This window comes from Spirosoma sp. 48-14, assembly GCF_001898575.1.
In the GTDB taxonomy this organism is placed as follows: Bacteria; Bacteroidota; Bacteroidia; order Cytophagales; family Spirosomataceae; genus Spirosoma.
Window position 1 is genome coordinate 107682 of record NZ_MKUD01000041.1, and the last position, 26874, is coordinate 134555.

Here is a 26874-nt window from a genome sequence, read left to right on the forward strand (position 1 = left end):
CTCGGAGGCAACCGAATTTGTGCAGTCGTTGGCACGACTGACACAGCACCCTATTGTTTATCTAACCAGTACAAATCAATGAAAAAAAGTTTTATTTTCTTACTATGGATTTGGACGCTTATCCAATCATCCGATCTTTTCGCCCAAGGTTCTACACCGGTTATTAATTCTACCGTTACGGGTAAGGTCGTGGATGCCAGAACGAAAGAGCCTCTGATCGGTGCAACCATTCAGATAAAAGGCATTACGAATGGATCCTCGACTGATGTCAATGGAAAGTTCACACTCAGAACCGCCCAGACGCTGCCTTTCACCCTTATTATTACCTATGTTGGTTACAAGACACTGGAAGTTGCGGCTGTTTCCAGCACAATCGATATTGAACTGGAGGAAAACCTCGGTCAGTTAAGTGAGGTTGTCGTAGTTGGTTACGGGACGGTGAAGCGCAGTGATATTACCGGCTCTATAGCCTCTGTTCCGCTGGAAATTAAACAACAGCCGGTTGTTTCACTCGAACGACTGCTTCAGGGCTCTATTGCTGGCGTGACAGTTACCCAAACCTCTGGCCAGCCGGGTGGGGGCGTAAGCGTTCAGGTCAGAGGAAGCAATTCCATTACGGCAGGTAGCGACCCCCTATATGTAATTGATGGTTTCCCGATCAACAATGACTACGGTGTTGCCGATGCCGGAGTTACCAACGGCCCCAAAATCAATCCGCTATCGTCGCTGAATACCGCTGATATTGAATCGATTGACGTACTTAAGGATGCATCGGCAACCGCTATTTATGGCTCCCGGGGCGCTAATGGTGTTGTGATTATTACGACTAAAGGCGGTTCAGCCAAAAAGTCATCCATCAGTTACGATGCCTACTACGGCCAGCAACAAGTGATCCGAACCCTCCCTCTACTCAATGCACGAGAGTGGTGGTTACTCCGAAAAGACGCAGCGATCAACTCCGGCAAAACGCCTACCCTGCCCAGTGTGTCGGGTTATTCATTGGATACTACGGGAGCAGGTACCGACTGGCAGGCCGCAGGCTTCCGCAAAGCCGCCCAGCAAAGCCATAGCCTATCCATCTCTTCGGGATCGGATAAAACGCGATTGGGTATTTCATTCAACTACTTTAAGCAGGATGGCGTACTGCTGAATACAGATTTCAAACGAATTTCGGCCCGGATTAATGTCGACCATAACTACAGCAAAAACCTTCGGCTTTCGGCGAGTATAACCGGCAGTAATACCAAAGCAAATGTAGCACCAGCGGCCATCGTAGGCGCTTTGATCTTAACACCACCGTCGCTGCCTGTTTACCAGAATGATGGTTCATTCGTTAAAAACAGCCCGTTCGAAACTGTCTATGCAAACCCCATCAACTCGCTGCTGAACCAGATTAATAGAACCTCCACCAACCGCTTTTTAGGAAATTTCTCGGCGGAATACACCTTTGCGCAGGGGCTGAAAGGGAAAGTTCTGGTAGGTGCCGATGTTGTTGATAATAAGCAGGATCGCTACCTCCCGCTCTCTACCTACGAGGGGCAGGCCCTGAGTGGGAATGCCCTGGTCGGCTCGTTATATACCACCAACTGGCTGAATGAAAACACGCTTAGCTACGACAAACAGTTTGGCAACAAACATACGCTTAATGCGGTGGTTGGGTTTACGGCTCAGCAATCGAAAACCAGAGGGGCTGTTGCAGAAGCGGCAGGCTTCACCTCCGATGCCCTTACCTTCAATAATCTGGGAACGGGTATTACTAACCGAACTCCCGCTTCGTCAGCCGTTGACTGGACACTGGCTTCGTACTTAGGCCGGATTAATTATGTGTATGATGAGCGCTATTTATTTACAGCCACTTTCCGGGCCGATGGGTCGTCGAAGTTTGGCGACGGGAATAAATGGGGGTATTTTCCCTCGGCAGCGATCGGCTGGAACATCAGCAATGAAACGTTCTTCAGTGAGGTTCGCCATGTTAGTTCGGCAAAACTTAGACTCAGTGCGGGGTCGACGGGGAATCAGAACATACCGCCCTATCAGTCACTGGCTCAGTTAACGTATTACCCGTATAACTTTTCGGGCGCTACCGTTTCTGGCTACGCACCCAGTACAGTGGCCAATAAGAAGTTGAGCTGGGAAAAAACGTTCCAGGTGGATGCTGGCCTGGATGTTGGTTTGCTGAACGAGCGTATCCGTCTGACGGCCGACTATTATTACAAAAAGACAACGGATCTATTGCTAACCCGTACCGTTCCCGGCTCATCCGGCTTATCGGATGTTTATAACGGGCAAGGCTCAACGACGTATCAAAACATCGGCGCCGTATCGAACCAGGGTATTGAGATAAATGTCAACTCCCGAAACACCACCGGCCCTTTTAAGTGGAACACCATTCTGGTTTATGCAAAAAATACGAACAAGATTCTCAGTCTGGGCGATGGGGTCGATCAGTATATCCCGTCCAGTTCAGCACCTTCTATTGCAAAAGTGGGTTACGCCCTCGGCTCATTCATTGTCTATCAAACGGATGGCATCATTCAGCAGGATACCAAACCCCTGACGCCACAGGCCAACAACAAACCGGGTGGGCAACAGTATAAAGATTTGAACGGGGATGGTCTGATTACCCAGGCGGGTGATCGGGTTGTCATTGATAACCAGATTAAGTTTACAGCGGGCTTGACCAATACCTTCAGTTACAAAGGGTTCGATTTGTCCGTTTTCTTCCAGGCTTCGGTGGGAGGGAAGCTCTACAATGTCAACCGCGCCAACCTTGAACTAGGAACTGGCTATACTAACTTCTCCAACGTACTGCTGAATCGGTGGACCCCAACCAACACCAATACGGACGTAAAGGCTGCTTACCAGGACCCCGCGATTACTATCTCCGATCGGTTTATTGAAGATGCGACCTACTACCGGCTGAAAAACGCTTCGTTTGGTTATACGGTCCCCAAGGCAGTTGCTACCCGAATTGGTCTTCAGAATGTACGGGTGTATGTATCGGCGCAGAATGCAGCTACCTGGACCAAGTACACGGGTTTCGACCCAGAGGTTAGTTTAAACGGGCAGAGCCTGATCAACCGGGGGGTCGACGACGGCATCTATCCCAATAGCAAGACCTATCTGGCAGGCCTGTCGATTACCTTCTGATTACTCCATTTACTCGTAAATAATCATGAAAAAATACGCCCACTTCTTACTCGTTCTGGCGGCTTCCCTTACCAGTTCCTGCAAGGAATTTTTGAACGAACAACCCGAGTCGATCATTGCTGAAGAGCAGTATTACAAAACGGAAACCGATGCAGTAACAGCCATCAACGCCGTGTATTTCTTTCTGAATACGGCACGCATACAATCGCCTTACAACACCTTATTCAATACGGGAATGAATATGGCTGGCGATGATGAAGATCCGGGACCAGGCGCTACGAACCCCGATGTCCGGTCACTGTCGGTTTTAGCCCATTCGACCAGTAATCTGCGGGTCTATGAACTCTGGCAACAGCACTATGCGGCCATTCGGAAAGCCAATGTGGTACTGGCCAAAGTACCCGCTATTCCGTTTGCTGTGGCGGCCACGAAAGATCGAATTCTGGGTGAAGCTAAGTTTTTACGGGCTCTCTATTATTTCAATCTGGTGCGTTTGTACGGTGACGTCCCTCTGATTACCGAGTATCAAAACTACGTGTATGCGTCTGATTATGCCGTTGCCCGGACCCCTTCGGCGGATGTGTACGCACAGATCGAGAAAGATTTGACCGAAGCGGCTCAGGTATTACCTGCTTCGTATAGCGCCCCCGACGTAGGGAGAGCTACATCGGGAGCGGCCAAAGCTTTGCTGGCAAAAGTGTACCTCATTAAAGCGTCCTTACCCTTAAAACTGGCCGAAAACTACCAGAAAGCCATTTCGAAAGCCGAAGAGGTCTTATCGACTGCCGATGGCGGCACCGGGACGTATGGGTATGATCTGAAATCCGATTATTCGCAGGTGTTCTTACCGGCTTATAAAAATGGGGCTGAGCATATTTTCTCGGTGCAGATGAAGGGGAACTCCTACAGCCAGGGCAACAGCGAAAACCCCCGAGCCATCTTTACCTCGATTCCTGGCCTGACCGGCAACTACGCCCATATGGTTCGGTTCTATACGGAAGGCAACGACAAGTTTTTTAGCATCTATAAGCTTTACAAGGCGTCGGACAAACGCCGGGATGTCACGTTTGTCCGAAACTTTACCAGCCCTACAAATGGCAGAAAATACGGTCTTCCGATTGTCAATACCGCCGTTACCAATGATTCTACCCCGTTCTGGCATAAGTGGTGGGACCCGGCCAATACGGCCGTTACCAGTAACTCGGAAGCCAATGTACCCATTATCCGGTATGCCGAATTGCTCCTGATCCATGCCGAAGCTGAAAATGAGGTGAATGGACCAACGGCCAAAGCGTATAAATCGATCAATCGGGTACGCAAACGGGCGGGTCTGGCCGACCTGACACTGGGCTTGACTAAGGATCAGTTTCGTGACTCGGTTTACCTGGAACGTCGGCTTGAACTGTCCTACGAATACCAGCGGTGGTTCGACCTGATTCGGGAAAAAGACGCTAGCGGTAATGGAATCCTGATCGCCAGCCTGCAAAAAGTAGGCAAGACCAATGTGGCAGCTAAGCACTATCTGTACCCGATTCCACAAACAGAAATCGACAATAATCCGAAGCTCACCCAGAATGCGGGCTGGTAAGGGTTCTCCCGATAGGTAGAGCCAACTGGTCAACGACTCTACCTATCAAATTCACCTTTTGGAATCACATCGAGACATGAATGTAACCCGATCAAATGCCTTACCCATGCGATACCTGGCTGGGGTAGTCATCTTTTGCCTGAGTCGTTTTATGCAGCCGGTATTCGCGCAGCAGAGACCGCTGAATGTGCTGGTTTTGTACTCCGATGACCAACGGTACAACACCATCCATGCGCTGGGTAACAATGCCATCCAGACGCCTAATCTTGACCGGCTGGTAAAACAGGGTGTTGCCTTTACGCGGGCGCAGACCATGGGTGGCATGCACGGCGCTTTATGCGTACCGAGCCGGGCCATGTTGCATACGGGGCGGTATTTGAACGATTTGCAAACCACGGGCGATGTGATTCCTGCCGGGCACACAACGTTGCCGGAATACCTGCAAACCAAAGGCTATCAGACCTATGCTATTGGCAAATGGCACAATGACAAGGCCTCTTTTGCCCGAAGTTATACAGGTGGAGCGGCCTTGTTTTTTGGGGGTATGCACACGGTAGACAAGGGTGGTCAGGAGCATCCGCAGTATGTAGATTTCGACCCCTCGGGGCAATATAAGGACCCCAACAAAAAGGCCAATACCTATTCGTCGGAGCTGTATGCAACCGAAGCCATTCGCTTCCTCGGCCAGCAACGCACATCGACAAAGCCTTTTTTTCTATACGTTGCCTTTACGTCGCCCCACGATCCGCGTACACCCACCGAGAAATTTCGCCAACTGTATCCGCCCGATCGGCTGAAGCTGCCTCCGAATTTTCTACCCCAGCACCCATTCGACAACGGTGAACTGTCGGTTCGGGACGAAAACTTACTGCCCCGACCACTTTCGGAAGCTCAAGCCCGCCAGGAACTGGCCCTGTACTACGGCATGATTTCGGAGTTGGACGCACAAATCGGTCGGATTCTGGATGAGCTGGACAGGCAGGGACTAACCCAACAGACGCTGATCGTTTTTGCCGGCGATAATGGGCTGGCCGTTGGAAGCCATGGATTATTGGGGAAACAGAATCTGTACGAACATAGTATGCGGGTTCCGCTGGTGATCAGTGGGCCCACCCTGCCGAAAAACCAGCGCGTCGAAGCGCTTACTTATCTGGCCGATATTTTTCCGACGGTGACGGGTATTCTTGGGTTACCGAATCCCCCGACGGTGGAGAGTCAGAGCCTGCTCCCTTACATCAATAATCCCAGGAAAAAGGGACGTCAGGCCGTTTATTATGCTTATCGGGATTTGCAGCGAGCCGTTCGGACGGATGATAACTGGAAATTGATCCGGTATAACGTCAAAGGTCAGCAAATTACCCAACTGTTCGATCTCAACAGCGATCCTTACGAAACAAAAAATCTGGCCGATAAACCAGCATTCGGCGCTAAAAAACAGCAACTGGAAACACTGTTAATCAGCGAAATGAAACGTTATCATGACACGCTGGATATGACTAAACCCAATTGGGGGAAGCCACTGTAATATACACAACGGTCCGCCATCGATTTTGCTGCCCAGCCGTTCTGGCTGTATCTGACGCAGAGGGGAAATAGGGATTATGGTTATAGATAACTACTTGGAAAACATACAATGAAAGCAACGAAACGACTGGCTGGTCTGTTAATGCTGGTCTCTTTTCTGGGAAAGGCACAAAACCCTGCCGACCGCCCGAATATTCTCTGGATTGTCAGTGAGGACAACAATACCTCACTGATTGGCTGTTACGGGAATCCGTATGCCACAACGCCCAACATTGATCTGTTTGCCAAACAGGGCATTCTGTACAAAAATGCATTTTCGACGGCTCCGGTTTGTGCCCCCTCGCGCAATACACTGATTACGGGCATGTATCCGCCCTCGCTGGGTACCGAACATATGCGCAGTACGTATCCCGTACCCTCGTTCGTGAAGTTCTTTCCGAAGTATTTGCGGGAAGCGGGCTATTACACGACCAACAACTCAAAGAAAGACTACAACACGGTCGATCAGACAGATGCCTGGGATGAGTCGAGCGATAAGGCGACTTACAAAAACCGTAAACCTGGTCAGCCGTTCTTTGCCGTATTCAACCTATTCGTCTCGCACGAAAGCGGGTTGCATCAGCCACTGCCCTCGCTGCATCACGACCCCGAGAAAGCACCGATTCCACCCTATCATCCCCGTACGGCTGAGTTCAAACACGATTGGGCACAGTATTACGATAAGGTCGAAACAATGGATAGTCAATTTGGTAAGCTGCTGAAGGAACTGACTGATGCGGGTTTGGCCGAAAACACCATTGTGTTCTACTATGCCGACAATGGCGGGGTGCTGGGACGTAGCAAACGGTTTATGTACGAATCGGGTCTGCACGTACCCCTCATTGTTCATCTGCCGAAAAAATATGCCCATCTGGCTAAGGCCAAAGCGGGTTCGCAGACGGATCAACTCGTTACGTTCCTGGATTTTGCACCGACTATTCTAAGCCTGGTCGGCATCCCTGTTCCAGCTTATATGCAGGGTCAGGCGTTTCTGGGTAAGCAGCAGAAGTCGGAACATCAATATGCGTACGGATTTCGTGGGCGAATGGATGAAGCGATTGATTTATCGCGGTCGGTGCGGGATAAGAAGTTCCGCTATATTCGAAACTACCTGCCGCACAAGATTTATGGTCAACACCTGAATTACTTATGGCAAGCGCCATCGATCCGCTCCTGGGAGGCTGAATACAAGGCGGGTCGATTAAATGAGGTTCAATCCCGTTTCTGGCAGCCCAAACCGGCGGAGGAGCTCTATGATGTGGAGGCCGACCCCGACAATATTCATAATCTGGCAACGGACCCGAAGTACGCCAAAGAACTGATTCGCTTGCGGAAAGCCAATGACCAGTGGCTTCGGCAAAGCAAGGATGTGGGCTTTATTCCCGAAGCCATGCTGTCGTCCATTGCCAGCCAGGAACCCGTATACGACTATGCGCACCAGGGGGAATACAACACGGCTCGGGTCATTGAAACGGCAACGCTGGCGTCATCGCGTAACCCGGCTCATGCCGCTGAACTCATCAGGCGACTAACTGATACCGATCCGATTATTCGGTATTGGGCGGCTACAGGCTGTACCGTACTGAAGCCTGTGGCAGCTAAAGTACCCCTCCAGAAACTCCTTCAGGACCCCGAGGCATCTGTCCAGGTTGCTGCGGCCGAAGCGCTCTATGGACTTGGCGAAAAGGCTGTAGCCATCCATGAACTTAAAAAGGCCTTGACCGATCAAAATCGTCTGGTTCGTTTGCAGGCCCTGAGTGTACTGCAAAGCCTGGGAAATGATGCGGCTCCTGCTTTACCAGAAGTGAAGGAAATTGTGGCTAACGCAGCCAAAGGCTATTCAGTCGATACGGCGTATGACGTTCGGGCAGCCCAGAATCTGGTCGATCAGCTAAATCCATAAATTACTTCAGTCTATGAAAAGCTATCGTTGCCTCTGTTCGCTCTCCCAATTCTAACCGGAGCCTGCCTTTTTTAACCAACCTCATTCATTGGCTCGATCCCCGAAAAAGACCCACTCCCCGATAACTATGAAACGAATTATTCTTTGCCTGACACTGTCGGCGCTCACGCTCAACGTGTCGGTCGCTCAGCAAAAAAACAAACGATCGGCCAGAGCGACGGCTGAAAGACCTAACATCATTCTGGTGATGGTCGATGATCTGGGCTACTCAGACTTTGGTGCCTACGGTTCCGAAATCAATACGCCCACCATCGACAAACTGGCCAGTGAGGGACTGCGACTCCGGGAGTTTTATAATAATTCCATCTGTGCCCCCACGCGGGCCTCGCTCATTACCGGGCAATACCATCACAAGGCGGGGGTTGGTTATTTCAATGTCAATCTGGGTTTGCCTGCTTATCAGGGCTGGCTCAATAAAGAATCATTGACGTTTGGGGAAGTGCTCAAACAGGCAGGCTACCGTACTTATTTGTCCGGCAAGTGGCACGTCGGCAATGATAGCCTGTATTGGCCCAACCAGCGCGGCTTCGACCATTTTTACGGTTTTATCAATGGGGCCAGCAACTACTACGACATCAGCCCGTATAAAGATCATGTGCCCCCTGTCGAGCTGGTCGAAGACAATAAACGGATCAATCTGGAACCGGGTAAATACCTGACCGACGAGATTACGAATCACGCTATTTCCTATATCGACGAAGCCACAAATAAACCCGCCAAATCGACCCAGCCTTTCTTTTTGTACCTGGCCTACAATGCTCCCCACTGGCCCTTGCAGGCTCCTGCCGAAGATATTGCCAAATACAAAGACCGGTACGCTATCGGCTGGGATTCGCTTCGGAAAGAACGACTGGCCAAACAAATAAAACTTGGCATTGCAGATTCCAAGCAGGCCATTGCCGCCCACGACCCGGAGGTGGTCCCCTGGCAGAGCCTGACTTACGACGAACAGCAGCTCTGGCAACGGAAAATGGAAGTGTATGCCGCTATGGTCGATCACGTAGACCAAAGTCTGGCGCGTATTCTGGCCGAACTCAAGCGGCTTAAGGTCGATGATAACACGTTGATCGTACTGATTTCGGACAATGGCGCGCAGGGCGGTCTGATTCCGACAGGTCGTAAACGGCCACGCAGTTCAGGCCCCATTGGTTCGGCAGGTTCCTATGATTATCAGGAGCAAAACTGGGCCTACGTATCGAATACACCGTTTCGCAACTACAAAGCTACCCCCTACGAAGGAGGCATCAGTGCGCCGTTCATTGCCTGGTATCCGAAGAAAATTAAAGCGGGCACCATTGCGAAAGGAACCGCCCATCTGATCGATCTGGCCCCGACGTTTTATGACCTGGCTGGAGCGAACTATCCCGAAACATTCAAGGGCGTAAAAACCAATCCGCTGCCTGGCCTGAGTCTGGCGAATCTGCTGTTCCAGGGGACAGAACTTCCAGCCGAGCGGCCTATTTTCTGGGAGCGGGCAGGCAACCGGGCGGTTCGTCGTGGTCAGTGGAAAATCGTGTCCATTTTCCCCCAAAACAAATGGCAGTTATTTAACCTCGAAACCGACCGGGGCGAAACCACCGATCTGGCAGCCAAACATCCGGACATTGTGGCTGACCTCAACGCCGAGTACGAAGCCTGGGCCAAGCGTACCGACGTAGAGCCGTATGAAAAACTCCAGCTTCGGCCCATTAGCCAGGGGGCGCCCAACGGTAATGCGGGTGCCAATCCAAACCGAACAGCCTCCCGAGTCGAATAACCACCGCCTGACAAAACAGACCATGAACTATAACCACATTTATAAAACACTTTGGGCCGTTGCGACGCTCTGTGCCACCATTACGCAGGGAATTGCCCAAACGCCAAAGCCCGCTGCCTCTTCCCGGCCCAACATCATCCTGATTATGGTCGACGATATGGGGTACTCCGATCTGGGGTCGTACGGTTCCGAAATCCAGACGCCTAACCTCGATAGACTGGCTAACGAAGGGTTACGGCTCCGGGAGTTTTACAACAACTCCATCTGCGCTCCTACGCGGGCGTCGCTCATTACAGGCCAGTATCCGCACAAGGCGGGGGTTGGCTATTTCAATGTGAACCTGGGTTTGCCCGCCTATCAGGGCTATTTGAACAAGCAATCGCTGACATTGGGCGAGGTGCTCAAACAGGCTGGTTACTCGACCTTACTTTCCGGCAAATGGCATGTGGGGAACGATAGCCTGTATTGGCCTAAACAGCGTGGGTTTGATCATTTTTATGGTATCCTGGGTGGTGCTTCCAACTATTTCGATGCCGATCCGCTGCCCATCGGACGGCCTTCGCCCGTGACTATCCTGGACGATAACAAGCGGCAGCATCCTAAACCCAACTCCTTTTATTTTACCGACGAGATCACCCGGCACGCTGTTGATTTTCTGACCGAACAGGCGAAAGAAAGCAAACCTTTTTTCCTGTATCTGGCCTATACGGCCCCACACTGGCCGTTGCAGGCATTACCCGAAGATATTGCCAGATACCGGGGCAAATACGATGCTGGCTGGGATGCACTCCGTAAAGAGCGACTGGCTCGCCAGGTCAAATTGGGTATCATCACCCAAAAGCTGGCCGATGCAGCCGCTGCCCGCGATGCCGATGTGCCGGAATGGGATGCACTAACCTACGAGGAAAAACAACTATGGAAGGCCAAGATGGAAGTGTATTCCGCCATGCTGGACCGCGCCGATCAGGGAATTGGCAAGGTGCTGGATAAACTGAAAGCACTTAAAAAAGACGACAACACACTGATTCTCTTCATTTCCGATAACGGGGCTCCTGCTGAGGACGTTGCCCACTGGGGAGCCAAAGCGGGGCGTAACACAGGCCCGGTAGGTACGGCAGGCTCGTTTGAATCCCAGGGTAAAAACTGGTCGTATCTCTCCAACACACCATTTCGGTCGTTTAAGTCCTTTGCCTATGAAGGCGGTATTCGTACGCCATTCATTGCCTGGTTTCCCGGTAAAATTAAAGCGGGTACGCTGGCCCGAGGGACTGGTCACCTTATCGACCTGGCCCCAACGATCTATGATGTTGCTAAAGCTACATATCCCACGTCTTACCAGGGAGTGGCCAGTAATTCGCTGCCGGGTAAAAGCTTGACAAACCTGCTATTCAATGGGCAGGAACTGGATGCTCAACGACCGCTTTTCTGGGAATGGGCAGGCAATCGGGCCGTTCGTCGTGGTAAGTGGAAGCTGGTATCCATCTACCCAAGCTATCAGTGGGAACTGTATGACCTGGAAAGCGATGCGGGTGAGACGCAGAATGTAGCCGCCCGAAATTCCAACCTGGTCGATGAGCTATCGGCGCTCTATTTCGATTGGGCCAAACGAACGGATGTTGTGGATTACGATAAAATAAAGCCTAAGGAGCCACTTCTGCCAACACCGAAAAAAACGTCGGTCGGAAGCCGAAATTTCTAACCTGTTCCTAATCAGAAAATGCGATGAAACGGCTGATGTATATCCTGATACTATTAGACTTGTTAATCGATAGGATTAATCTAAAAACATTCTTGTATAACCGCAGCAAATCAAACCTTCCGAAGCTGAGTATGAGGGAGGTAATCTACCGCTGACGACCTCGAAAATTGGCTTGTTCTACGGCAAGGTTCGCGCATTGCGAGACCCGTATGTTTTCGAGGAAGGCCGCAACGGGTATCTGTTGTATTCGGCTGCGGGGGAAAATGCAATAGCTATAGGCCGGTTGATTTTCAAGGATCGCTCAACATCGGATAGTCTTTCACGAAGCAACTAATTTTTATTTCTTTTAATCATATAGAACCATGAAAAACAGAGTCTTATTACTGTTCAGTCTGATTTTATTTGTTAGCGTGAGCCTGAGCGCCCAAACGCTGACTTTCGATGCGTTTGAAGCAAAACTGCACCAGGCTGGTAGCCGGGCCCAAATTCTGGACGCTCGTTCGGAAGAGGAGTACACGCAAAATCACCTGAATGGAGCGGTTAGCTTCAGTGTGGCAGATCAGGCTGATTTCGCCAGAAAAATTCAGAAGCTGGACAAGAGTGCCCCGGTATTCATCTACTCGATTGCCAACGGACGTAGCGGTCAGCTCGCCAAACAACTGAGGGAAGCCGGATTTGCCGATGTAACGGAAATTCCCGGTGGGCTTAGCAAATGGATTGGGCTTGGGCGTCCGGTCGAATCGACGGTTGGATCAGGATTATCCCTGACTGATTATCAGGCATCGCTAACGTAGGATAAGCTGGTGCTGGTGGACTTTGGGTCACGCTACTGTGGTGCCTGCAAGAAACTGGCGCCGACAGTCGATGAACTCGAAAAAGAGCACGCATCAACAATCAAGGTCATTCGAATTGAAGCGTATGAGAACAAAGAACTGGTGAAGCAGCTGGGTATCACGTCGCTGCCTACGCTGGTGTTATACAAAGGAAATAAGGAGTTCTGGAAAAAAGCGGGAGTAACCCCCAAATCCGAAATCCAGGCTAGCATTGCCGAAGCCCTGTAATAGCGCGGGTGGGAACCCACGATTTTCTGGTGAATCCATCCGGACAATTTAGTGTATACCTAAGGCCTGTACCAACCGGGTCAGGTCTTGGGTATACACTAAATTACCACGTTATTAACAAGCATACGAAAGTGAATGAATACTGTAAAATGAGTAATGGTTGCAACAGGTAGCTGACGGCCAATTTATTAGCTATTATTCGTTTTCTAATCCGTTCTTATGACGTTTCATAAACATCCAATCCGTATTCTTTTTTGTCTGACCCTGGCCAGTGCGTTATCGGTTGGACTCATGTTGCCCCCAAAGCAACTTCAATCTACTTCGGATATCCGTCAGCACACTGCCCGACCCAATATCGTCTTTATTCTGGCCGATGATCTGGGGTGGAAAGATGTCGGGTTTATGGGCAGTACGTTTTATGAAACGCCCAATCTGGATCGCCTGGCGGCTCAGGGCATCCGATTTACGAGTGCCTATGCAGCAGCGGCCAACTGCGCGCCCAGCCGGGCCTGCCTGTTGTCGGGTCAGTATTCACCACGGCACGGCATCTATACCGTTGCCAATGCGGATCGGGGTGACGCCAAAACCCGCAAACTAATGCCTGTAAAAAACAACGAAGTGTTGCCCGACAGTGTCTATACATTGGCCGAAGCGCTGCGTGATGCAGGTTACCAAACGGCGAGTATTGGCAAATGGCATCTCGGTAAGTCACCGGAGAGCCATGGTTTTTCCTATAGTCGTGCCGGTGACCAACGGGGAATGAACAGGCATTTCAGCCCGTATGGTATTCCAAATTTACCCGATGGCCCTACTGGTGAATACCTGACAGACCGACTAACGGACGAAGCCCTGGCTTTTCTTGACCAGACACAACAGAAGGCGAATGCAGCCAGGCCATTCTTTTTATACCTGCCATTTTACGCTGTTCATACCCCGTTGCAGGCTCCCGATTCGCTGATTACGAAATACGAACGAAAACCAAAAACACCGGGCCAGAACCACACTGCGTATGCCGCTATGATCGAATCGCTTGATCGTAATGTAGGCCGGGTTCTGAAGAAACTGGATGCACTGGGGCTGGATCAAAATACCCTGGTAATTTTTACGTCCGACAATGGCGGCATCCGGTCCATTTCCCGGCAAGACCCGCTACGGGCTGGAAAGGGGTCGTATTATGAAGGTGGTGTCCGGGTTCCGTTGGTTGTACGCTGGCCGGGTACGATACGGGCAGGAAGTACGTCGCAAACCCCTGTCATCAATCTGGACTTTTATCCTACTTTTCAGGATATACTGAAATTGCCTAACCCGAAACAGCCTTTGGATGGCATCAGTATCATTCCGCTGTTGACGGGTAAATCGGTGCCCGAACGTCCATTTTTCTGGCATTTCCCGATCTATCTGGAAGCCTATGACCCAAAAACGGATGGGGGCCGCGACCCCTTATTTCGTACCCGACCCGGTTCCACTGTCCGGCTGGGCGACTGGAAGTTGCACGAGTATTTTGAAGACAATGGGGTTGAACTCTACAATCTAAAAACCGATCTGGGCGAACAGCGTAATGTAGCATCGGCGAATCCGGCAGTCGTTAAAAAGCTCCATAAACTGGTGCAGGACTGGCGTACGAAACAGGCAGCCTTTATCCCAACGGAACCCAATCCGGCTTATGTGGCTCCGTAAATTGGGTAATGATTCGATTTACGGGCTTGAGCAGATAGTCTTGTATAGCTCCGCTAAAACATGGCTTCTTTTGCCGTTAAGTAGTTAGTCGTTGTCCGTTGCTTACCCATCAGGTAAAGAATCGTCTGAACATGAAGCAGTTCCTATCCATTGCGTTTTTTTTACTGTGCAGCAATTGGGCGAAAAGTCTGGCGCAAACACCGGCCCGGCCTAACATAATCTTCTTACTGACCGACGACCATCGATGGGATGCGCTGGGTGTAATGGGAAATCCCATTATCCAGACCCCCAATCTCGATGCATTGGCAAAGAAAGGCATCCTGTTTAAAAACGCGTACGTAACAACCGCCATCTGCTGCGTCAGCCGGGCGAGTCTGCTGAGTGGACAGTATATGTCGCGGCATAAAATCAACGATTTCGATACCCCATTCAGTCCGGCGGCTCTGGCACAGACCTACCCTTTGTTACTCAAAAAAGCAGGCTACACCATCGGCTTCATCGGTAAATACGGCGTGGGAGCGAAAAATCAGCCGAGTGCCGAGTATGATTACTGGTCCTGTACGACAAAAACACAGCCCGATTACGAGGTACTCAATGCCGAGGGGAAGCGGATTCATGACACCGATACCATTAGCAACGCTATTCAAGAGTTTCTGGGTACGCTTTCCAGCAAAAGCCATTCCAGACCGGGTCCATTTTGTTTGTCAGTCAGCTTTAAAGCTCCGCACGAACTGGATGGCGATCCCCCAACGTACGTAGTACAGTCACGGTATAAAGACTTGTACAGCAACGTTCCGATTCCGCAGCCGCTGACCGCCGATCCGGCGTACTGGAACCGTTTTCCTGATTTCTTTCGGACCGATCAGAATATTGCGCGGGTACGCTGGAAGCCTTTGTTATCGACCCCGGAGCGGCATGCCGAAACCGTGAGGAATTACTACCGGCTGATTACGGGCGTCGATGAGGCCGTGGGCAAACTGGTTGCGCAACTAAAGCAATTGGGACTGGACCAGAATACGATCATCGTGTTTATGGGCGACAATGGCTTTTATCTGGGTGAGCATGGACTGGAAGGTAAATGGTATGGGCATGAAGAGTCGATCCGTGTACCCCTGATTATTTATGATCCCCGACTACCTGCTTCTCTGCGTGGGGTTGCTTCCACGAAAATTGCCCTGAATATTGACATCGCCCCCACGGTACTGGCGCGGGCTGGTGTACCCATTCCGGCCAGCATGCAGGGAATCGATCTGATAGGTCATACGCAGGAAAAGAAGGCAACTCGACCGGATTTCTTCTACGAACATACGTTTATGGGTAGCCCCCGGCTTCCAAAGGTAGAGGGCGTCGTGAGCCAGAACCTGAAGTACATGACGTTTATCGAACATGGGTATGAGGAGTTGTATGATACGGCTCACGATCCCCACGAAACAACGAATCTGGCTCAGAACCCCCGCTATGCTCACCAACTGGCCACTATGCGGAAGCGGTACAAAACCCTGAAACTGGCTGCGCAATAACTCATGAAACATCCAATCGTTTACGGTCTGCTGCTTACCAGCTTGTTCATGGCGATGTCCGTACGAGGTCAAACAGCTTATTCGGCAGCCAGTCGACGGCCCAATATTATTCTGATCATGACCGACGATCAGGGGTACGGCGATTTCGGTTATTATGGCAATCCGTATGTAAAGACACCGAATATTGATAGGCTGGCAGCCCGGAGTACCCGCCTGACCAATTTCCATACGTCGCCGGTTTGTAGTCCTACGCGGGCCAGTTTACTGACGGGCCGGTATCACCAGCGAACGGGTGTCCACGACACCTATAATGGTGGCTCCATTATGGCGACAGAAGAAGTGACACTCGCTGAAATTCTGGCCGAAAATGGCTATCGGACGGGTATCGTTGGCAAATGGCATCTGGGCGACAATTACCCATACCGAGCCTCGGAGCAAGGCTTTTCGTTTTCATTGGTGGAGCATGGTGGCGGCATCGGACAGCCGGGCGATCACCCGGATAACTTCTTCCGGCCCGACAGCAGTTATTTCGACCCCACCCTTTTCAGGAACAATACCCCGGTTAAAACAAAGGGGTATTGCACCGATGTGTTTACCGACGCGGCACTTGATTTTCTGAAAGCTAGTCAGCAAACGCGCGACCAGCCGTTTTTTCTGTACGTTGCTTACAATGCCCCGCACGATCCGTTGCAGGCCCCCAAGTCCTATTATGATCAATACAAAGAGCTGGCATTCAATACATCCTTCGATCAGCAGGCAGGCAAAGACTGGGCTACGATGACCGATAAGGACAAAGAGGACGCACGCCGGGTGTATGCCATGGCCACCAATATCGACGATAACGTTGGCCGGATTCTGGCGCAGCTAAAAGCCTCGGGTCTGGAAGATAATACCATTATCCTGTTCACGACGGACAATGGCAACCAGCAGCTGCGGTTCAATACGGGATTCAGGGGACGTAAAAGTAGCGTCTATGAAGGCGGGACTCGTACCCCATTTTTCATTCAGGGCAGCTCTCTTTTTCCTGTCAATAAAGACATTGACACGCGCGTAGCCCACATCGACATAGTGCCAACACTATTAGAAGCTGTACAGATTCCCAGACCAGCTTCGTTACAGCTCGACGGCGAATCGGTTCTCTCCGTCATGCAGGGTAAGACAACAGCCAGACGTACCCTTTTTTACAATGCCTGGAACCGGGGCTGGCCTGAACCCTATCGAAACGCGGCTCTGTACCAGGACGATTTCAAGCTGGTAGCTATTAATGCCGATGCCCAGAAACCTGAACGCTTCGAACTGTACAATCTCAAAACCGACCCGTACGAACGGACCGATCTGGCATCGGCCAATCGCACGCTAGTCAATCAGTTACGGGTAAAAATGGACAGTATCTTCGCCGACATATCCGCCAGCCCAAACCTGATAACCCGGCGGCTTAGCCTGGGCGACCCGCACGAAAATCCGACCGTGCTGACTCGTCAGGACTGGACGGGCCTGGTCAACAACTGGATAGCCGACAATGGGTTGGGCTATTGGGCCGTACGGGTTCAGGCAGAAGGTTATTACGACGTTCTGCTGCGGTGTCGCCCTGTAAAAAAAGGAAGCCGGGCGTTGGTTCGGATAGGGCCAACCCAACGAAGTGTACTGGTTTCGGAAGAGGCCAGCACCGAAATACGTATTCCCCACGTGTATGTAAAACCGGGCGACTATTCGCTCGAATCCTGGTTGGAAACGGACAAAGGGATGCAGGCCCCATTTTACCTAACCGTGCAAAAACAATAGTTCGCTATGACACCGTATCGATATGCATGGCTGCTTTGCCTGATCACCATCTCTGGCTTTGCGCAGAATAAGGCTGGCAACAGGCCTAATATTATTGTTGTTCTGGCCGATGATTTGGGCTGGAGCGAATTGGGTTGTTATGGCAATCGATTCAATCGAACGCCGAATCTGGACCGATTAGCGGCAGGCGGCATCCGCTTTACACAGGCTTATGCGACGGCCCCCGTGTGTACACCCACGCGCATTGCGTTAATGACTGGACAACATCCGGCCCGGACGGGTATCACGGACTATCTGGATGCCAAAGACGAAAAATTTCTCTCTCCAGCCTACACAACGCTCAACGAACAGCTAAAAAAAGCAGGCTATCATACCGGTCTGATCGGAAAATGGCATCTGACGGGCGATTATGGCCAGAAAAAGGGCGAACCTATGAAACACGGGTGGGACGAAGTGATCTGCTCCGAAACCGGCTATATTGCCAATGGCGACTATTTCCATCCGTACTTCTTCATGCCCGATGTTGCTCCCAAAACGCAGGGTGAATACCTGACGGATCGGCTGAACGGTGAAGCGGTCGATTTTATCAAACGAAACAGCCAGCAACCTTTCTTTCTATATCTGTCGCACTATGCTGTTCATACCAGACTGGCCGGGAAACCCGATAAGGTGGCGAAATACCAGCAAAAACCACAGGCAGGAACCCGGCAAAACAATCCTGAACTGGCAGCCATGCTGGAAAGTATCGATGAGGGTGTCGGACAAATCAGGGCTGTATTAAATGAGTTGAACCTAACCGACAATACATTGATTCTGTTTACCTCCGACAATGGGGGCGAACTCAATGTGACCACCAACGCCCCGTTGCGGGGTGGTAAATCGGAACTGTATGAAGGCGGTATTCGCGAACCCTTCATTGCCTGCTGGCCTGGAACAATTAAAGCAGGAATCGTTTCGGACCAGGTAATTAACACACTAGATATTTACCCTACCCTGCTTGACATCACATCGATAAAACCAGCTGCTAAGTTGATCCTTGATGGGGTTAGCCTCAAATCCGTGTTGACAGGAGCGACAAAACCCACGCCAAGAACCCTCTACTGGCATTACCCACTCCCCAGGCCGCATTTTCTGGGTGGTCGTTCAGCGGGCGCCATTCGGAGCGGAGATTTTAAACTGATCGAGTACTTCGACACGGGGCAGATTCAACTCTTTAATCTGGCCGACGACCCGGGAGAACAAACTGATTTGTCAGAAACGCAACCGGCTCAACGAACTCAATTACTGAACCAGCTGCGGGAATGGCGACAAAAAGCAGTCCGTGATTTTCAAACGGCTATAACCTCCCTTAATTAATCATGAAAACGGCTATTATACTGGCGGCAATCATCAGTGGATGCGTTCTGCTGGGAGCTATTCCATCCAAACAATCCTCCATTCCTTCCGTCGCGCCAAAACCAAATATTGTCCTGATTATGGCTGACGACATGGGCTATTCTGATCTGGGCTGTTACGGTTCCGAAATTCCGACACCTAATCTGGATAAGCTGGCGCGTGAGGGGGTTCGGTTTACACAATTTTATAATACAGCCCGCTGTTGTCCCACTCGCGCGGCCCTGATGACCGGTTTATTTCAGCATCAGGCTGGCATTGGCCACATGACAAAAGAGCCAAACAACCGCATCGACTATGACTATGGCGTTGATGGTTATCGGGGCGAACTGAACCGGCATTGTGTTACGATTGCCGAAGTACTAAAAACGGCTGGGTACCACACGTACATGGCTGGTAAGTGGCACCTGGGGTCCAGCACCCCAGATTTATGGCCACGCCAGCGGGGCTTTGATCGCTATTATGGATTGCTGGCCGGTGCGAGCAGCTACCTCGATCCGATTCAGCCACGGGGTATCTGGCAGGATAATGAACCCGTCGAAAAAGTGAGCCAGCCGTTCTATACAACCGATGCCTTTACCGATAATGCCCTAGTGTTTCTTAAAGAACAGAACGATCAACAGCCGTTTTTTCTATACCTGGCCTTTACGTCGCCCCACTGGCCACTGCATGCCCTAAACGAGGACATTGAACGATTCCGAGGGAAATACCGTCAGGGTTGGGATGTACTTCGTGAACAACGCTTCCGTAAACAGGTGAAGGAGGGCATCGCTACCAAAGACTGGGGGTTGTCTGCTCGTCCAGACATTTACCCAGCCTGGGCAGAACAGGATACCGCCAAACAACGGGAGATGGATTACCGTATGGCAGTTTATGCAGCACAGGTGTATCGAATGGATCAGAACGTCGGGAAACTGGTTGACTATTTGACGAGGTCAGGCAAGTTAGCCAATACATTGCTGGTCTTTCTTTCAGATAATGGTGCCTGTCAGGAAGGGGGCGTAGTGGGCGGTGGTGCCCTAAGCGACATCAACGATCCTGCCAAAGGGGGAGCTATTTCTTACGGGGGCGTATGGGCTAATGCATCAAACACCCCGTTTAAAGGGTTCAAGCATGTTTCCTACGAAGGCGGCATTGCTACCCCATTAATCGTCCATTACCCGGCCAGCATTAGCAGGCAGAAGGGTAAAGTTGTTACAGCACCGGGGTATCTGATCGACATTATGCCCACGTTTATTGAGGTGAGTGGAGCCACCTATCCGACCGAAGCCAGAGGGCAAAAAATTTACCCAATTGAAGGCCGGAGTTTACTACCCATATTAACCAGTGGCACGCGCCAACCACATGAATTCATGTACTGGGAACACGAAAACCATCGTGCCATCCGGTATGGAAAATGGAAAGCCGTAGGGGTTATTGGAGCCCCCTGGGAATTATATGACCTGGAGGCCGACCGCACCGAACAGCATAACCTGGCAGCAAACCATCCTGACCTGGTGAAAAAGCTTGATCAGCAATGGAATACGTGGGCAAATACTCACAGCGTCTTCCCAAAGGGAACGATGAAAGCTGATTTCTCCAAAGAGTGGAATTTCTTTAAAACAGTTGAGTAGGCAACGGCTGAAGGAGTTTAAGAATGAATTTTATTCATGATTTCAACAAAAATAATTCGCTTTACTAATACATAAAAAGCACTCAACTTTGATGCAATTAATCAAACGCTAAAGAACGCAGACGATGAATTCGCAGAAAAGTAAATTGCTCGTGCTCAGCTTCTATTTGATCATGCTGAGCGTTGCAGGTATGGCCCAGTCGCCCGATCAGAACATTCCGGAAACGGAAGAAGAAAAACCCTATGAGATAAGCGCTTATATGGGATCGAATCGAATCGTTAACCTGATGGTTGTCGTTCGTCAGCTAAAGGGCGTTACACTCAAGGTGAAAGATCCAACGGATACCATTCTGCATGAACTCCAACTGAAAAAGTCGCCCAGAGCCTACCATATTAAATTGAATTTTGAGGACAGCCAATCAGGTCAATACCAACTGGAAATCAGTGATGGTCGTAACTTACTGATCCGCCGAATTGAGGTAGTTGATGTCCCTGCCATTGAATCCCAGCGATACATTACTTTCACGTCGCCATTTATACTGTAATAGTTAGAAAGGACTAAAACACCATGTGCCCGCGTCAGGATGGAGATAGCCTGGCAAACAGTGGAATTAATGCATAGGGAGTAGAATCGGACGCTGTTCAACTACCGGAGTGGGACCTGTACATTATAGGAGGAGGTTTGATCGATGGTGGTAGCCAGTAAGAGCACGGCCGGTTTTCCGTTGTCGAACCAGAGTTGAGGGCGTTCCAGGTAACCAACGGGTTGTACTTTACCGTCGGCCCAGCGAATCTGTAGCGTCGATACCAGCGGGTGTTTCGCCAGATTCCAGTCGAAGCCGTCCCGGGAATCAAATAAAACCAGTGACCGTCCTGCCGACGTAAACGCGCCGTGCATGTCTTTCACGATTGCCCAGTAGCGGTCGCCCTGGTACCAGATGAACGGATCTTCGGCGGGGAAGTCAGTACCTTTGGCATTAAAAACAGTCTGGGGAGATTTGGTAAACGGGCCTGTCGGGCTATTGGCCGTAGCAACCATATGGACCACCGGCCCGCCAAACACGCCAGGTCTTTTTTTGCCAACGGCTTTGTACACCATCAGAAAGCCCCCATCGGGCCGTTGCGTGATCGATGGATTGCTGGTCAAAAGTGCATCGGGCGCTGTGGAGTCGGGGCTTACGTCAATCAGTGGTGTGTCTGTTCGTTTCCAGGGACCTCCGGGGCTATCGGCTACCGCAACACCGATACGCTGATTGTTGCGGTGTACGAAGTTGAGTGTCTTCATATTCTTGCCGTCGCCGGTATTGCCCATATAATACAGGTAGTACTTCCCGTTGAACGCATGAACGGTTGGGTTATGTGTACAAAGACCATCCCAAAACTGCGAGCCACGAGCGGGCAACGCTACATCCTGAAAGACATAAGGCCCCAGGGGGTCGGAAGCCGTAGCATGAGCCACTTCAGAATGGGTCACCCAGGCATTAAAGCCCAGGCTGCGTTTCCAGCGGGAATAATACAGATGACAGATGCCATCGTTGCCGCGAACCATTGTGCCACACCAGATAAAATAGGCCGAATCGCTCATAACCGCTGTGGTCGGTACGGGCTGTAGCATGGCCTGTATATTCAAATCCGTTGCTTTGTCAGGTTGACGGGTAGACACCGTTCGGCAACCCGATACGGCCAGTAAACCTGCACAGAGCAGGCTCATTACATAGTTCGTATAGTTCATACGTAATCGATCAACGAATGGAACAAACAGCCTGACTCCCCAATCCCCAGTAGCCATACGACGCCCTAAGCTGTTTGGTAACGCCTGTCGGAACGGTGTAAGGGGCTGTAAAAATGCCTGTATCAGGCCCTGTTTCCTGGACAGCTACTTTTACCGGGGCTTTATCGTCCAGTTGAACCAGCACCCAGCCTGATTCGGTTTTAGTGGGGTCGAGGTTAAGGGCCGCTTTGAGTTCAAGACGTACAGCCTGACCCGCTTTGGCCATCGCCAGTGGATTTTTGCCCCGGTTGTCCAGTATTCGAACGGTTTGGGTGCCCAATGGGGCAAAGGTGAGTGTCGCCATCCAGCCCCGATTCGAGATTGCCCAGCCTTCCGTGGCGTAGGCGTTTTGCCCAATATGATCGACCTGCCCTTCGCTCGAATTCGTGGCAGCGGCTGTTATGCCTAGTCGTGGAAACTGGGCGTCGAGGGGGGTACCATCGAGCGTGCCGCGTACTTTACCAAGCATACCATAACCATTGGGGTGGCTACGCGGCCAGCCGTGTTCGACGCCATCCCAATAGCCGTTGATGGCCAGCCGGTCGGCACTTTTGTTGCTTAGATGCGCGCCGATGGGGTTTAAGCCAAAGACAAAGTTGACCTGCGACCAGCCGATGTCCCGCAGCTCCCGATCGCCCAGCAGGTAGGCCACGGCAAACATGGAGCCGCCAAGGGCAGGGGCTCCACCCAGTTCCTTGGTGCGAGGGTGCGCCCATTCGGTATCGCTGTGTACGCGGTACTGCCAGAAATTGGCCGTCTTCTGCTTCATGTGATCGCGCCAGGCCATCAGCTTCTCGCGGGTACCTTCAGGCGCTTTGTCGGGAGCCACCAGCAGAAAGAACGCCAGTGCCTGTGGGGTAATATGTTCGGCATTTCGAATCCACCACATATGCCGGGGATTGTTGAAATCCCAGTTTTTGATGATGTCTTCAGCACTCTCCTGGGCCCAGCGCAGGTATTGGTCGGGTTGCCCGTCCGCTTCTTCTTTCTCGGAGAGATACATATACAGATTGCTGAATACCGACTGCCCGAAGGCATTACCCATCTCGTTGAATTCCTGAAATCCTTCGTCGACCCATTTGTTGCTGTATGTCCAGTGGCGGACAACTTTATGGCGGTCGTAGGCCTTCCACCGTTTACGGCATTCATTCCGGTACTTGAGGTAGGTTTCGCGGGCCAAATAAGGCTTCAGGAAACTATGGTACCCTGCACAAACGGCTGCCAGCTGGTCGAGGGTATTCCAGTAATCGTAGGTCATACGTGGCTGGCCTTCATAGCCCAGGCTTCCATGCCGGTTGGCAACCGGGCCGTTGTAGTCGACATGGTGGTAGGCAAATTCACCGTGCCAGAGAATCAGGTCGATCAGATCCGCCGTTTTTTTGTCGCCCAGCTCGGTCGTCCAGCGGTCAAACAGGGCGGGATTCGATGCGTAAAAGAGCGTTTCGAAGGTAGTTTCCAGTCCATATGAACCCTGGTCGCGGGAGGGGCCGCCCCCATACACCTTGGCTTCGTTGGAATGTACGGGGTCTTCGGAGCCTCGTACGTCTATGAAGAAGTCATAGGCCAGCTTCGACGAAATTCCTTCGATGAGGTGGTCGGCGATGCGAAACGGGACCGACGGCTCGCGCCCTTTTATGGAAACAATGTACTCCGCCTGGCCAGCGGTGGGATTGAAGGCTGAAAAATCACCGGCCCGATCCTTGATGGCTCCATTGAAAACAACCGCTTTGTCCGATTGCCGGATTACCTGAAAGGGGGTCCCATCGGCGGCTTCGTAGCAGACAAATCGTTTCGCTTCGCCCCGGTTGTAACCGGCCTGATTCACTAAGGGGATCGCCAGGGGTTTGGCCGGTTGGGCTATTCCCTGTACCGTGCAGGCAATCAGTGCAAACAGAATCAAATACTTCATTTGGAATAAGATAAAGGGACAAAAATGTTCATGGCATGGGCGCGTTTCTGAATGCCCATAGCGCCAAAGAGGAGTCGGGGTACGCCTTTCTCGGTGTACAGACAAGGCCGTTCGAGCTTATCGTCAAATGGTTGACCGTTCGTCTGATAAACGGTCTTGCCGATCACCTTTGGGTAAGGGGCAGGCTGCCAGTCATAGCCATTCGGTGAGCGCATCAGAGCCAGACCCTTATCGCCGGTAAATTTTCCTACTACATCGCGGACAATGGCGTAAATGGTTCCTTTGTACTGCCAGAGGTAGGGGTCTTCTGCCACCATCCACTCACTGCCCCGGTCGCGGGCTTCGAAAATGGGTGTCAGGTGCTTGACAAACGGGCCCGTTGTGGATTGGGAAAAGGCCACCCCAAACCGGACCTTACCCCCTTTCAGGGTGTTGTTTTTTTCTACCTGTTTATACACCAGAATTACCCGGCCTGTTTCGTTGATGGTCACCGCCGGATTCGATACCAACAGGGCGTCGTTAGCGGTACTATCCGCACTCACGTCAAGCACAGGCCTGTCGAACCGTTTCCACTCGCCTTCCGGATCATCGGCGATGGCGACACCAATTCGCTGGTTGTTCCGGTATTCCCACCAGTTCGGATTCTCATAAGACGTATGCGGTTTTACGTACGATTTGCCCGTTGAGCCCATGTAGTACAAATAGAAGCTGTCCTTGTAGGCAATTACGGCCGGGTTGTGGGTGCAGACGCCGTCCCAGAATTGGTTTCCCCGGGCGGGTAGCACTACTTTTAGGTGACGGTACGGACCCTCAGGCCGGTCGGCACGAGCCAGGGCAATCTCGGAATGCGTAATCCAGGCTTCATGGCCTTTGTCGCGTGGCCAGCGGCTATACAACAGGTAAAATTTGCCGTTTTTTCCGTTGATCACCGATCCGCACCAGATGTTGTAATCGGGCAGCAGAAAACGATTGGCTTCCGGAACAGGCTGTACCAGGGCGCTCATATCAACGCTGTCCATCGAAACGAGCCAGCCGTTTTTATCGAGTTTCGGTGGCTGGGCCTGAACCAGACGGACCATCACTACGAACATCAGGACAAGTATGTACTTCATGGAATCGGTACGGGAAGTGAGTTTTTATACAGTCTTTTAGGTTGAGGATGGGTGGCGAGGCCCGGCTAGCGTAAATACGGGTTTAAATGTAGTTGATGCCCGGCAACCAGCCGAATCTGTTTTACCTGCCCGCCATATCGAACGGTAACCATTCCAGTCCGGTCGGCCGTCAGTAGCGCCTGACGAAGGACACCGTTTTTCCAGCGTATCGCCACGGTTACACCACCCCGCGCCCGTAATCCTGACACCTCTCCTTCGGGCCAGGTAGTGGGCAGGGCGGGCAGTAAATCCAGTTCGCCGGTATGGCTTTGCAGCAACATTTCGGTTACGCCTGCTGTATAGCCGAAATTGCTGTCGATCTGAAACGGTGGCCCCACCCCAAAAAGGTTCGGATAGGAGCCACCCTCATCGGAGTAGCCGTTATTTTTCAGGTCACGAGGAGTTACCAGCCGCTGAACGAGTGCATAGGCCCGCATCGCATCCCGAAGCCGGGCGTACAGATTGATCTTCCAGGCCGAACTCCAGCCAACACTTTTGTCGCCCCGTGCATTGAGTGATACCAGAGCCGCCCTGGCCAAGTCGGGTGTCGATAACGGCCGGATCTGGCGGCCCGGATGGACGGCGAACAGGTGCGAATTGTGCCGATGGCGATCTTGCGGGTCGTCAACGTCGTCCATCCATTCCTGCAACTGACCCCATTTGCCGATCTGCGGGCCCAGCAACTGGTTTCGCATCGTTTCGATCGTCGTGCAGTAGTCTTTATCGACCTGGAGTACGTGAGCCGCTTCGAGGTAGTTCGTGAACAGATCATACACGATCTGCTGATCGTAAGAGACTCCCGGGTAGTCAGAAACATCCTTTTCGTTTCGCCCGGGCCCATGTTCCGGCGACCAGCCGTCGGGAGTAATCAGCTTGCCGTTTTTTCCAGTTACCAAATGACTTGCCCAGTATTCGGTGATCGATTTGAGTAGGGGATAGGCTCTCGCTTTCAGGAACGCCGTATCGCCCGAGAAGGCGTAATGTTCCCAAAAGTGCTGGCTAAGCCAGGCACTACCGGGCCGATGGATATGCCAGCCAGAGGTACCGCCCATGGTGTTGTTGGTGCTGTATATAATCCAGCCTTTATCTGTTTTCAGTGCGGGGTCCGGGGATTTTTTCTGAACTCTGGCCAGGTTTTCGACCCAGTCGAACAGGGGCATATGGCATTCCGGCAGGTTGGTTTGCTCGGCTAACCAGTAGTTCATTTCCACGTTGATATTCGTTGTATACTGCGAATACCAGGCTGGCTTCAGTTCGTTGTTCCACAAGCCCTGTAAATT

Annotated in this window: 18 protein-coding genes; 14 read left to right on the forward strand and 4 right to left on the reverse strand. The window is 51.5% G+C overall.

The features are described from left to right. The first annotated feature begins 78 nt into the window (after window positions 1-78). The 14 genes from BGO59_RS20715 (at window position 79) to BGO59_RS20780 (ending at window position 21308) form a co-directional block, all read left to right on the forward strand. Entirely contained in the window at window positions 79-3150 is a 3072-nt protein-coding gene (locus BGO59_RS20715) for a TonB-dependent receptor (RefSeq protein WP_293686321.1), read from the forward strand. Window positions 3151-3175: 25 nt separating this feature from the next. Further along, window positions 3176-4738 (forward strand): RagB/SusD family nutrient uptake outer membrane protein, encoded by a 1563-nt coding sequence (locus tag BGO59_RS20720; protein WP_293686323.1) that lies wholly within the window; start codon window positions 3176-3178, stop codon window positions 4736-4738. Between the two features lie 76 nt (window positions 4739-4814). Beyond that, window positions 4815-6263, forward strand: a complete 1449-nt coding sequence (locus tag BGO59_RS20725) for a sulfatase-like hydrolase/transferase (protein ID WP_293686325.1) — start codon at window positions 4815-4817, stop codon at window positions 6261-6263. 108 nt (window positions 6264-6371) lie between these two features. Continuing rightward, window positions 6372-8204 carry a sulfatase-like hydrolase/transferase gene (locus BGO59_RS20730; protein WP_293686327.1) on the forward strand — a complete coding sequence of 611 codons (1833 nt, stop codon included), beginning with the start codon at window positions 6372-6374 and terminating at the stop codon, window positions 8202-8204. Window positions 8205-8331: 127 nt separating this feature from the next. Next, the gene (locus BGO59_RS20735; protein WP_293686329.1) at window positions 8332-10020 is read left to right on the forward strand and encodes an arylsulfatase; all 1689 of its coding nucleotides are present in this window, start codon (window positions 8332-8334) and stop codon (window positions 10018-10020) included. Beyond that, on the forward strand, window positions 9929-11719 hold the full coding sequence (locus tag BGO59_RS20740) for an arylsulfatase (RefSeq protein ID WP_293686331.1): 1791 nt from the start codon (window positions 9929-9931) through the stop codon (window positions 11717-11719). Before BGO59_RS20735 ends, BGO59_RS20740 begins: the two co-directional genes overlap by 92 nt. Before the next feature lie 362 nt (window positions 11720-12081). Further along, entirely contained in the window at window positions 12082-12513 is a 432-nt protein-coding gene (locus BGO59_RS20745; RefSeq protein WP_293686333.1) for a rhodanese-like domain-containing protein, read from the forward strand. Window positions 12514-12522: 9 nt separating this feature from the next. Continuing rightward, a complete protein-coding gene (locus tag BGO59_RS20750; protein ID WP_293686335.1) occupies window positions 12523-12780 on the forward strand; it encodes a co-chaperone YbbN in 258 nt (85 codons plus the stop codon). A gap of 219 nt (window positions 12781-12999) precedes the next feature. Further along, complete coding sequence (locus tag BGO59_RS20755) at window positions 13000-14457, forward strand: sulfatase (protein ID WP_293686337.1); 1458 nt, start codon at window positions 13000-13002, stop codon at window positions 14455-14457. A 131-nt stretch (window positions 14458-14588) separates the two neighbouring features. After that, window positions 14589-15977, forward strand: coding sequence for a sulfatase (locus BGO59_RS20760; RefSeq protein ID WP_293686339.1), 1389 nt, complete (start codon window positions 14589-14591; stop codon window positions 15975-15977). Window positions 15978-15980: 3 nt separating this feature from the next. Next, window positions 15981-17759, forward strand: coding sequence for an arylsulfatase (locus tag BGO59_RS20765; protein WP_293686341.1), 1779 nt, complete (start codon window positions 15981-15983; stop codon window positions 17757-17759). Window positions 17760-17765: 6 nt separating this feature from the next. Continuing rightward, window positions 17766-19115: a sulfatase gene (locus BGO59_RS20770; protein ID WP_293686343.1), complete on the forward strand. Its 1350-nt coding sequence runs from the start codon at window positions 17766-17768 to the stop codon at window positions 19113-19115. A gap of 2 nt (window positions 19116-19117) precedes the next feature. Next, window positions 19118-20764 carry an arylsulfatase gene (locus BGO59_RS20775; RefSeq protein WP_293686345.1) on the forward strand — a complete coding sequence of 549 codons (1647 nt, stop codon included), beginning with the start codon at window positions 19118-19120 and terminating at the stop codon, window positions 20762-20764. 124 nt (window positions 20765-20888) lie between these two features. Next, entirely contained in the window at window positions 20889-21308 is a 420-nt protein-coding gene (locus BGO59_RS20780; RefSeq protein ID WP_293686347.1) for a hypothetical protein, read from the forward strand. Between the two features lie 101 nt (window positions 21309-21409). On the opposite strand, the gene BGO59_RS20785 is transcribed toward BGO59_RS20780, so the two are convergent. The 4 genes from BGO59_RS20785 to BGO59_RS20800 form a co-directional block, all read right to left on the reverse strand. Beyond that, window positions 21410-22495, reverse strand: a complete 1086-nt coding sequence (locus BGO59_RS20785; protein WP_293686349.1) for a glycoside hydrolase family protein — start codon at window positions 22493-22495, stop codon at window positions 21410-21412. Between the two features lie 10 nt (window positions 22496-22505). After that, the gene (locus tag BGO59_RS20790) at window positions 22506-24443 is read right to left on the reverse strand and encodes a cellulase N-terminal Ig-like domain-containing protein (protein WP_293686351.1); all 1938 of its coding nucleotides are present in this window, start codon (window positions 24441-24443) and stop codon (window positions 22506-22508) included. After that, window positions 24440-25555, reverse strand: a complete 1116-nt coding sequence (locus BGO59_RS20795) for a glycoside hydrolase family protein (protein ID WP_293686353.1) — start codon at window positions 25553-25555, stop codon at window positions 24440-24442. The genes BGO59_RS20790 and BGO59_RS20795 overlap by 4 nt, the downstream gene beginning before the upstream one ends. 65 nt (window positions 25556-25620) lie before the next feature. Further along, on the reverse strand, window positions 25621-26874 hold a 1254-nt coding region (locus tag BGO59_RS20800), incomplete at its 5' end, for a glycoside hydrolase family 95-like protein (RefSeq protein WP_367120205.1).

Coding starts and splice junctions, on each gene's coding strand:
- BGO59_RS20715 (WP_293686321.1), top strand. CDS start 79: ATGAAAAAAAGTTTTATTTTCTTACTATGGATTTGGACGCTTATCCAA.
- BGO59_RS20720 (WP_293686323.1), top strand. CDS start 3,176: ATGAAAAAATACGCCCACTTCTTACTCGTTCTGGCGGCTTCCCTTACC.
- BGO59_RS20725 (WP_293686325.1), top strand. CDS start 4,815: ATGAATGTAACCCGATCAAATGCCTTACCCATGCGATACCTGGCTGGG.
- BGO59_RS20730 (WP_293686327.1), top strand. CDS start 6,372: ATGAAAGCAACGAAACGACTGGCTGGTCTGTTAATGCTGGTCTCTTTT.
- BGO59_RS20735 (WP_293686329.1), top strand. CDS start 8,332: ATGAAACGAATTATTCTTTGCCTGACACTGTCGGCGCTCACGCTCAAC.
- BGO59_RS20740 (WP_293686331.1), top strand. CDS start 9,929: ATGAAAAACTCCAGCTTCGGCCCATTAGCCAGGGGGCGCCCAACGGTA.
- BGO59_RS20745 (WP_293686333.1), top strand. CDS start 12,082: ATGAAAAACAGAGTCTTATTACTGTTCAGTCTGATTTTATTTGTTAGC.
- BGO59_RS20755 (WP_293686337.1), top strand. CDS start 13,000: ATGACGTTTCATAAACATCCAATCCGTATTCTTTTTTGTCTGACCCTG.
- BGO59_RS20760 (WP_293686339.1), top strand. CDS start 14,589: ATGAAGCAGTTCCTATCCATTGCGTTTTTTTTACTGTGCAGCAATTGG.
- BGO59_RS20765 (WP_293686341.1), top strand. CDS start 15,981: ATGAAACATCCAATCGTTTACGGTCTGCTGCTTACCAGCTTGTTCATG.
- BGO59_RS20770 (WP_293686343.1), top strand. CDS start 17,766: ATGACACCGTATCGATATGCATGGCTGCTTTGCCTGATCACCATCTCT.
- BGO59_RS20775 (WP_293686345.1), top strand. CDS start 19,118: ATGAAAACGGCTATTATACTGGCGGCAATCATCAGTGGATGCGTTCTG.
- BGO59_RS20780 (WP_293686347.1), top strand. CDS start 20,889: ATGAATTCGCAGAAAAGTAAATTGCTCGTGCTCAGCTTCTATTTGATC.
- BGO59_RS20785 (WP_293686349.1), bottom strand. CDS start 22,495: ATGAACTATACGAACTATGTAATGAGCCTGCTCTGTGCAGGTTTACTG.
- BGO59_RS20790 (WP_293686351.1), bottom strand. CDS start 24,443: ATGAAGTATTTGATTCTGTTTGCACTGATTGCCTGCACGGTACAGGGA.
- BGO59_RS20795 (WP_293686353.1), bottom strand. CDS start 25,555: ATGAAGTACATACTTGTCCTGATGTTCGTAGTGATGGTCCGTCTGGTT.